At 31.9% G+C, this 9,818-nt stretch carries 9 protein-coding genes and 1 tRNA gene; 4 read left to right on the plus strand and 6 right to left on the minus strand.

The window, feature by feature from the left end; translation table 11 throughout:
- Positions 1-1,021: 1,021 nt before the first annotated feature.
- Genes CELAL_RS07310 through rpiB form a run of 3 tightly spaced genes read right to left on the minus strand, consistent with a single transcriptional unit; the run spans position 1,022 to position 2,826 of the window.
- Complete coding sequence (locus CELAL_RS07310) at positions 1,022-1,465, minus strand: GNAT family N-acetyltransferase (protein ID WP_013550262.1); 444 nt, start codon at positions 1,463-1,465, stop codon at positions 1,022-1,024.
- Positions 1,466-1,468: 3 nt separating this feature from the next.
- Positions 1,469-2,386 carry a cation diffusion facilitator family transporter gene (locus tag CELAL_RS07315; RefSeq protein ID WP_013550263.1) on the minus strand — a complete coding sequence of 306 codons (918 nt, stop codon included), beginning with the start codon at positions 2,384-2,386 and terminating at the stop codon, positions 1,469-1,471.
- Positions 2,387-2,394: 8 nt separating this feature from the next.
- Entirely contained in the window at positions 2,395-2,826 is a 432-nt protein-coding gene (gene rpiB, locus CELAL_RS07320) for a ribose 5-phosphate isomerase B (protein WP_013550264.1), read from the minus strand.
- A 608-nt stretch (positions 2,827-3,434) separates the two neighbouring features.
- Here rpiB and rnr point away from each other — a divergent pair.
- The 4 genes from rnr (at position 3,435) to CELAL_RS07340 (ending at position 7,904) form a co-directional block, all read left to right on the plus strand.
- Positions 3,435-5,624: a ribonuclease R gene (gene rnr, locus CELAL_RS07325; protein ID WP_013550265.1), complete on the plus strand. Its 2,190-nt coding sequence runs from the start codon at positions 3,435-3,437 to the stop codon at positions 5,622-5,624.
- 65 nt (positions 5,625-5,689) lie between these two features.
- Positions 5,690-6,370, plus strand: a complete 681-nt coding sequence (locus CELAL_RS07330; RefSeq protein WP_013550266.1) for a head GIN domain-containing protein — start codon at positions 5,690-5,692, stop codon at positions 6,368-6,370.
- Positions 6,371-6,376: 6 nt separating this feature from the next.
- Entirely contained in the window at positions 6,377-7,054 is a 678-nt protein-coding gene (locus CELAL_RS07335) for a LysE family translocator (protein WP_013550267.1), read from the plus strand.
- A gap of 241 nt (positions 7,055-7,295) precedes the next feature.
- Complete coding sequence (locus CELAL_RS07340; RefSeq protein ID WP_013550268.1) at positions 7,296-7,904, plus strand: HD domain-containing protein; 609 nt, start codon at positions 7,296-7,298, stop codon at positions 7,902-7,904.
- Between the two features lie 152 nt (positions 7,905-8,056).
- Here the strand turns inward: CELAL_RS07340 and CELAL_RS07345 are convergent.
- The 3 genes from CELAL_RS07345 to CELAL_RS07355 all read right to left on the minus strand — a co-directional run bounded on the left by CELAL_RS07345 (position 8,057) and on the right by CELAL_RS07355 (position 9,805).
- Positions 8,057-8,127: transfer RNA gene (locus tag CELAL_RS07345), tRNA-Cys, on the minus strand.
- A 311-nt stretch (positions 8,128-8,438) separates the two neighbouring features.
- A complete protein-coding gene (gene folB / locus CELAL_RS07350) occupies positions 8,439-8,795 on the minus strand; it encodes a dihydroneopterin aldolase (RefSeq protein ID WP_013550269.1) in 357 nt (118 codons plus the stop codon).
- Between the two features lie 59 nt (positions 8,796-8,854).
- Positions 8,855-9,805 carry a PorP/SprF family type IX secretion system membrane protein gene (locus CELAL_RS07355; protein WP_013550270.1) on the minus strand — a complete coding sequence of 317 codons (951 nt, stop codon included), beginning with the start codon at positions 9,803-9,805 and terminating at the stop codon, positions 8,855-8,857.
- Between the last annotated feature and the right edge of the window lie 13 nt (positions 9,806-9,818).

A 9,818-nucleotide genomic window follows, 5' to 3' on the forward strand; every position in this document is an offset into this window, starting at 1 on the left:
AATGATTTCTCCGCTATCACTACAAAATCATTCACTCGAAGTGACAACAGGAATTCAACAACTGTCATTGAAAAAAAAAGTTCATCAAAAAACTAGCATGTCAGTTCGAGTGTTTTTTAGGAAGGGAAACGTATGGAAAAATGTATCGAGAACTCCTGCAAACTAAAAAGCTTCTCGATACTAATGACTTCTCCGCTACCGCTACAAAATCATTCACTCGAAGTGACAATAGGAATTCAACAACTGTCATTGAATTTCAACAACTGTTCATGAAAAAAACAAACTCATTAGAAAACTAGTATGTCAGTTCGAGTGGTTTTTAGGAAGGGAAACGCAATAAAAAATGTATAGAGAACTTATCTGAACTAAAACCTTTCTCGATACTAATGACTTCTCCGCTATCGCTACTAAATCATTCACTCGAAGTGACGACAGGAATTCAACAACCGCCATTGAATTTCAATAACGGTTCATGAAAAAAACAAGCTCATTAAAAAACTAGCATGTCAGTTCGAGTGTTTTTCAGGAAGGGAAACGTATGGAAAATGTATCGAGAACTCCTGCAAACTAAAAAGCTTCTCGATACTAATGACTTCTCCGCTATCGCTATAAAATCATTCACTCGAAGTGACAACAGGAATTCAACAACTGCCATTGAATTTCAACAACTGTTCATGAAAAAACAAGCTCATTAGAAAACTCATACATACTAAAAAGCTTCTCGATACTAATGATTTCTGCGCTACCGCTACAAAATAATTCACTCGAAGTGACAACAGGAATTCAACAACTGTTCATGAAAAAACAAGCTCATTAGAAAACTAGATTGTCAGTTCGAGTGTTTTCCAGGAAGTGAAACGTATGGAAAATGTATCGAGAACTCCTGCAAATTAAAAAGCTTCTCGATACTAATGATTTCTTCGCTATCGCTACAAAATCATTCACTCGAAGTGACAACAGGAATTCAAGAACGGTCATTGAAATTTAACAACTGTCCTTGAATTAACAAGTTATGAACAGGCTAATTTTTAATCATATTCATATGCGGAATACCGTCTTCTAAATACTCTTCACCTACCACATTAAACCCCAATGAGGTGTAGAATTTTAAAAGGTATTTTTGAGCAGAAATACGGATAGTATCTTCTCCATACGCTTTGTTAACAGCAGCAATAGAGGCTTTCATAATTTCTCTACCAAAACCATCCTTTCGGTATTTAGGGCTAACTACTACTCTACCTATACTGGCTTCCTTAAAATAATCGCCTGCTTTAAAAATACGCGTATAAGCTGCAATATCTTCATCGTTATACCCTATAACATGTAATGATTTGAAATCTTTACCATCTACATCTTGGTATACACAATCTTGTTCTACCACAAAAACTTCACTTCGCAATTTTAAAATAACATACAATTCTGTTGTAGATAATTCATCAAACCTTTTTACTTGAACTTTTAACATAGCTTAATCTTGAACTATAATTTGTTTGTTATCAATCTTATCATATTCTGGCTGAATATTGACATGGTTAATTCCAAATTTATGAAAGACCTCTTCTTCTATCTTCTCTAGAATAGCATCAAACTCTGATAACCGAATGTCGGTATCAAAATCTATATGTGCTTCTAAATGTACTTCGTCCTCATTTAATTGCCAAATATGTACGTGGTGTACATTTTTAATGGTATCTATCTTATGTAAAGCTTCTACAATTTTATTTATCTCTATTGTATTTGGCGTAAAAAGCATAAGTACCCGCGTAGAAGTTTTTAAAAGATCATACCCTACATAGATTAAGTAAAACGCAATACATAAGGTTAGTAAAGCATCTACCCAATACAATTCATAAAATTTCATAACCAGACCACCGATTAATACTGCTACAGAAGCCAACATATCTGTTAATAAATGTAGATATGCAGATTTCATGTTCATATTGGTATTGGCATCTTTCTTTAATAATAAGACACTTAAGCCATTGGCAACAATCCCTAATAAAGACAACCAAATAACAATATTAGACTGAATGGGGTGTGTATCAAAAAAACGTTCTACAGCTTCTTTAATTAAAATAATAGCAACTACAATTAAAGAAGCAGAGTTTACGAAAGCTGCGATAATTTCAGCCCTTTTATAACCAAATGTTTTATTGGTAGAAGCCTCTTTTTTCGCATAAATAGCAGCAATGTAACTCACAATAAGTGATAAGACATCACTAAAATTGTGCAGTGCATCTGATAATAAAGACAAACTACCAGATACCAAACCCCCTATAACTTGCGCTACGGTGATAATGATATTTAATAAGATAGAAATCAAAAGGTTTCTTCCTTTTAAATCTGGATGGTTATGTTGGTGGCCATGTGCGTGATTGTGACCCATATCCTAAATTATTTACAAGGTATTTTTTCTACTCTACGTTCATGTCTACCACCTTCAAACTTAGTCTCTAAAAATGTCTTTACCATTTCTAAAGCTTGAGGTAATGAAATATAACGCGCAGGGAGACTTAATATGTTAGCATCATTATGTTGCCGAGCTAAAGCAACAATCTCATTGGTCCAACATAACGCAGAACGTACTTTTTGATGTTTGTTGGCTGTAATAGAAGCACCATTACCACTACCACATATAATGATACCAAAATCTACAGCGTTAGAAGCTACATCTTCTGCCACTGGGTGAACAAAATCTGGATAGTCTACACTATCTGTACCATCAGTACCATAGTTCTTAACCTCTATATGCATAGATTTTAACATTCCTACTATGGCTAATTTGTAATCTGTACCGGCATGGTCATTGCCTATAGCTATCTTCATAATACACTGTTATTTATACCGTAAAGGTACAAATACCTATGGTTTCACCACAGATTTTGGCTTATTAACAACATTTTTTTAACCATATGGAAAAGATGCTGTTACTTAGCTCTTTAGTACTTATGTAGAATTGTTGATAAACTACTTAAAAAAACTAACTAGTAAATTTTGATATTAAATAGTAATTCTGGTTTACGAAACTTATTGGTATTTCAACGATAAACTTCTAAAAATCTACAGAAAAGATATCACCACTTCAAACAGAGTAGTTAACAATAAATTTACATCTACTTATCAATAAATTGATGTTAACAGAAGTTGTTAAGATTAGTTAATAACCTATTTAAAGGACTGATTTTAAATTTATAATCAATTGTATAAATTGTCAATAAAGTTATTTATAAACGCAAAACAAGTAAACTTAATTAAATTTATATCGGTTATTAACACACTATAATAATCACCATTTTATTTAAATTTTAAAAAAAAGAAAAAGTATATATATTATATATGTTTATAACTAAGAAGATTTAAAAAAGTGAGTTTACAAATGCTTAATGCTACCTATGGATTATAATTTGTAATTTTCCGATAAATTAAAGAATTGAATGTCGAAGAAAAAGAAAAGCTCTTCAGGTCAGAAAAAGAATGAAATTACAAGAGGTATTTTCACTGTCCTAGAAAAAGAACCAAATAAAAGTTTTAATTACAAAGAGATTGCTGCTAAAATACAAATTAGTGAGGCTAACGATCGTAATGACTTAATAAAGAGATTAGTACAATTAAAAGAGAAGCGTAGAATTGTAGAAACTTCCCCAGGGAAATACAAGGCTATAGAGAATACCAAAACCTATCATACCGGTACTGTAGATATTACAGGAAGAGGTAATGCTTACATCATTATTGAAGGTATGGACGATGATGTTTTCGTTCCTGTGAACAAAATAAACAAGGCTTTTCATAAGGATACGGTAGAAATTTACATCTATCCACGTAGAAAAGGGAAGAAATTAGAGGGTGAAGTTACTAAAATTGTAAAACGTTTTAAGACCAGTTTTGTAGGGATTCTTGATATGCAAAAGTCTTTTGCTTTTGTACGTGTAGGCGATTTTAGAATGTATACCGACTTCTTTATTCCTAAAGATAAAATTAACAATGCGGAAGATGGCGATAAGGTTATTGTAGAATATAACGAATGGCCAGATAAAACCGATTCTCCTTATGGTACTATTACACAAGTTTTAGGAAAACCAGGAGAACACAATACGGAAATACATTCTATCTTAGCAGAATATGGTTTGCCTTATGAATTTCCAGTAGAAGTAGAACAATTTGCAAATGATTTAGATACTTCTATTAAACCAGAAGAAATTGCAAAACGTAGAGATATGCGTGATACGCTGACCTTTACAATTGATCCACGTGATGCTAAAGATTTTGATGATGCCTTATCTTTTGAAGTTTTAGATAATGGGAATTTTGAAATAGGAATTCACATTGCAGATGTTTCGCATTATTTAACGCCAGATACGGTGATGGATGATGAAGCATATGAAAGAGCAACATCTGTTTATTTAGTAGACAGGGTGGTACCTATGTTACCAGAAGTACTTTCTAACAATGCGTGTTCTTTACGTCCGCATGAAGAAAAATATACTTTTTCTGCTATTTTTGAAATTGATAAAAAAGCACATGTCATTAAGGAATGGTTTGGCCGTACGGTTATAAATTCTAATGAACGTTTTTCTTATGAAGAAGCACAACATATTATTGAAAATAAAGTAAATAGCATTCCTGAAGATATTTCTATTAGAGCTGCTGCTTATGAAGTTTCTGAAGAAGTTGTTAATGCCACTTTAAAATTAGACGAACTCGCAAAAATTATGCGTTCGCGTAGAATGAATGCAGGAGCTATATCTTTTGATAAAGTAGAAGTACGTTTTAATTTAACACCAGAAGGAGAACCAGAAAGTGTTTATTTTAAAGAAGCTAAAGATGCTAATAAACTTATTGAAGAGTTTATGCTTTTAGCAAATAGAAAAGTAGCCGAATTTATTGGGAAGCAAAAACCAGAGAAAACTTTTGTGTATCGAGTGCATGATGAGCCAAATGAAGAGAAACTAATGGCTTTAAATGGGATTATCTCTCGTTTTGGTCATAAGCTAGACTTCAAGAGTAAAAAGACCATAAGTAGCTCTTTAAATCAGCTTTTAGAAGATGTAAAAGGTAAAGGCGAGCAAAATATGGTAGATACCCTTGCTATACGTACCATGAGTAAAGCTATTTATACTACCGATAATATTGGTCACTATGGTTTAGCTTTTGATTACTATACCCATTTTACTTCACCAATTCGTAGGTATCCTGATGTAATGGTACATCGTTTATTGCAACATTATTTAGATAATGGTGCTACCGCTAAAAAAGAGGTTTATGAAGAAAAATGTAAACATTCTTCAGATATGGAAGGTTTAGCTTCTAGTGCAGAACGTGATTCTATTAAATACATGCAAATTAAATTCATGGAAGATCATCAAGATCGTGAATTTGTGGGTGTAATTTCTGGAGTAACCGAATGGGGAATCTATGTAGAAATTGTAGAAAACAAATGCGAGGGAATGGTTCGTATTAGTGACATAAAAGGTGATTACTATAATTTTGATGAAAAACAATATGCTATCATTGGGGAACGTACTAAGAAAGTATACCAACTTGGTGATGAAGTAATCGTAATGGTAAAAAATACAGATCTTGTAAAAAGACATTTAGATTTTACATTGATTGGTAAGGCAGAATAGCGAATTTTTGTAGTTTGGAATAGAATTTGTTTAGTAATGATTAGAATTACCTAAAAACAAAAAAAATGAAACAATATTTTATAGTAACTTTCTTAGTGATTGGCCTAATTACTGGACAAGCACAGAGCGAGAAGGTTACTCAAAATCTTGATAAATTTACAACTGTCAAGGCATTTGATGGCTTGTCTATTAATTTAATAAAATCTACTGTTAATAAAGCAGTAATTACTGGTTCTAATACCAGTAAAGTAGCTATTGTTAATAATGAAGGTGTATTAAAATTACGAATGGAGCTCGGTAAAATTTTTAGTGGGTACAGAACTTTTGTAGATTTGTACTATACAGAAGATTTAATTACTATTGATGTTAATGAAGATGCGCGTATCACCAGTAAAGAAGCTATAAAGCAAGATTTACTAGAGTTAAAAGCTCAAGAGGGTGGTGAGTTGGTTATCAATACACAAGTAGAACAATTGCTTATTAAAACCGTTACTGGTGGTATAATAACTACAACAGGCTTTTCTGATAATCAAGATGTGATGATCAATACCGGTGGTATTTATCAAGGAAAATTATTTAAAACTAATTTTACTACTGTAAATGTTAATGCAGGTTCTAAAGCAGAAATTTATGCTATTAACTATGTGAAAGCAAGTGTTAAAGCAGGAGGAGAAGTTTTAGTGTATGGCAATCCGAAAAAAATGGATGAAAAAACTGTTTTTGGCGGGACTATAACCAGAATGTAAAAATTTATGATTGAAGATATACAGGCAGCCATACCATTAGGTTTTTTTTTAAGCTTTATGATTGGCCCTGTTTTTTTTGTTTTACTAGAAACAAGTGCTACAAAAGGGTTTAGAGCTGCGCTTATATTTGATTTAGGTGTTATTCTAGCAGATATTTTATTTATTACAGCAGCTTATTTCAGTAGTTTTCAATTGCTTGAAAATTTAAGCAATCAACCAGGACTCTATGTTTTTGGTGGCGCTATATTATTGGTGTATGGCATTATAACTTTTAAAACCAAACAAGTAAAACTTAGAGATGAAGCAGTTAAAGTAACTAGCGGCCATTACCTAAGTTTATTTGTAAAAGGCTTCCTACTTAATTTTATCAATATTGGCGTACTCGTTTTCTGGCTTGGAATTATCATTATTGTTGGTCCTAGCTTAGATAATAATAGTGACCGTATCCTCGTGTTTTTTGGTTCTATGATAGGTGCCTATTTTGTAACAGATATTTTTAAAATGTTATTGGCTAAGCAGTTAAGAAAAAAATTAACGCCTAGACGTATCTTCTTAGTAAAAAAAGTTTTGGGTATTATTTTAATTATTTGTGGTCTGGTATTAATTACGAAAGGTTTCTTACCTAAAGACAAATTAAACCTTCAAGAAGGAATAGAATTAATCCGTGAGGCGGAGCAACAATAGGCATTTTAAAGCGCTTTATTTTTACCTCTTCTTATGTATCTACTTATTTTAGCAATGCGATTTTATTACGTATTAGCAACCGTGTTACATTCAATAGCACCAAAAAAATCTGAATACATTTTAAAGACATAGTCTTATTGAGAACCGCGAATACTGTCTTAATAGTTTAAATTTCTTTATATATTATCTATAGAACAGGTACTATTCTCGTTACCAAATTTGATAAATTAATTTTTTAAAAATGATGAAAGAAAAATTTCTTAATTTAATGAGTACTTATTCTGTTGATGAAGCTTATAATGTTGAATGTTGGGAAGAAATAGCCCAGAACTATTCATCTAATTCTAGGTATTATCACACGCTTGATCATATAGAGCATATGCTTAAGGAATTAAATAAAGTTGAAACTGAAGTTAATAATTTAGATACTCTGTTATTTTCTATTTTTTATCATGATAGTATCTATTCCGCTACAAAAAGTGATAATGAGCATAGAAGTGCGGTACTCTTTCAAAAAAGAATAGCTAAAACATCATTCAAAAACATAAAAGAATGTATGGCTCAAATTGAAGCTACTAAAGAGCATAAGCTATCAGAAAATAAGGATATAAATATACTTTTAGATGTAGACTTAACAATTTTAGGTCAAGGTACTGAAACCTATAAAAAGTATGCTGAACAGATACGTAAGGAATATCAGATCTATCCTGATTTTATGTATAGAAAAGGAAGAAAACAGGTATTAAAAAGTATTTTAGAATTAGATACTATCTATAAAACAAATGTTTTTATAAAGGAATATGAAACGCAGGCACGAGAGAATCTGAGTACTGAATTAAAGGAATTATAATAAGAGTAAATGTATGCGAATCTTAAATTCTAAATTTTACAGAGCGCCAGCCACTTTAAAAACATATAGTTGAATAGTATTGTAGCGGTTGCTATAGCTATAGGATTTTAAAACAAAAAATCCCCTTCTAATGAAAGAAGAGGATTTTGAAGAGGCATCGAGCGGATTCGAACCGCTGTACAAGCTTTTGCAGAGCTCTGCCTAGCCACTCGGCCACAATGCCAATTTAGGTTTGCAAATTTACGAAAATTAATTACAATAGAAATTAATTATTGCAATGTTTATTCAATTTTTACTACAAAAAAGCTCTAAATCTTTCTTTAAAAAAAATTAGAGCTTTTTTTTTCGCTTTTATACTATGAACTTAATGCTAAATATACCTATTTAAGCGCTATTTTCAGAGGCATCGAGTGGACTCGAACCACTATGAAAGTTCTTGCGGAACTTTGTCTATCCATTTCGACCACAATGCCATAAATTGTGGTGCAAATGTCTGCATAATTATCATGTTATCCTATGTGTTAGGAGTGTAGTTCATCGACTTAATTGTAAGTTTATCGAAACCATTTCAACATCGCCATTAATTGGAGGGTTAATTTTTGATACCGTTACACTACCTGATTCTACAGTTAGACATTCTTTAAAAATTCGGTCTAAAATACGTTTAGCCACATGTTCTAAAAGTTTAGACTTTATAGCCATTTCTTCTTTAACAATGTAATTTATCACTACATAATTTACCGTATCTTTTAAATTATCTGATACCGATGCTTTAGCTAAATCTGCTTCTACTTCAATATCTACCCGATAATCACTACCATTAATACTCTCTTCTCTTAAACACCCATGATAGGCGTATACTCTTATATTACTAACGCTAATTTTACCCACTTGTGTTTACAATTTTGGCAAATTTAATGGATGTATTTTAAAATAACTGTTTTTAACCGTTAATATGTACATCTACAATTACTCAATCCTTGGAATAAATCTACGCCTAAGGTTACAACATGCGTACCTGTACTATAGTTTGTAATTTCGTTTAATTGTATTTGATAGGAATATCCGAAGTATAAATTATTCTTTTTAAGTCCAACAATCGGAGCAATATATAAAGGCTTTCCAATTTGATCATTTAAGAAACGGTAGTTGATACCTGCATAATAGTAATCTTCATATTGATAAAATCTAAATTTTAAGTTCATATCCGTTTCAGAACGGCCATCACTTTCAAACATTTTATATAAAATAGAAGGTTCTATTTCAAGGTCACTATTTTTACTTTTCTTGTAACGGTATCCTGTATACAAGTAATAATTTCTTAAACGGTTAGGTTCATAGGTAATGTTGAATCCTGATAAATCTTTATCTAAAATGTTTGATGCATTTAAACTCGCATAGAATTTGTCTTTTCTATATAAAAGACCAACGTCAAAGTTGTGGTTTGCCGTAGATCTATCATCGGTAACCCCAGGATCTCCCCCAGCGTTAACAAATTCCTGAATGTCTATTCTAAATTGGTTAAAATTATAGGATAAACCGAAAGATAAAAACTCATCATTATATCTATCTAGCGTTAAATGATGCGCAAAAGATAGTCTAGCCCCTTGTTGTTTGGTATAGCCATTTTTATCATTATATAAAAATATACCCACACCAGATCTATTTCCAATACGCATATCTGCCGCTAAAGATTGTGTATCTGGGGCATCTTCAATTCCTACCCACTGTGTTAATCCGTTAATACGAATTTTCACATGATCGCCAATACCTGCATAGGTTGGCGATAAAACGAACGGGTTGTCTGCTAAATACTGAGAGAGCTGTGGTGAGTTTAACTCTTGGCTTTTTGCAAATAAGCTGCATATACAGAGCACTAAAGTAATTCCAATTTTTTTCATTGCACTTGTAGGT

Source organism: Cellulophaga algicola DSM 14237, assembly GCF_000186265.1.
GTDB classification, from domain to species: Bacteria; Bacteroidota; Bacteroidia; order Flavobacteriales; family Flavobacteriaceae; genus Cellulophaga; species Cellulophaga algicola.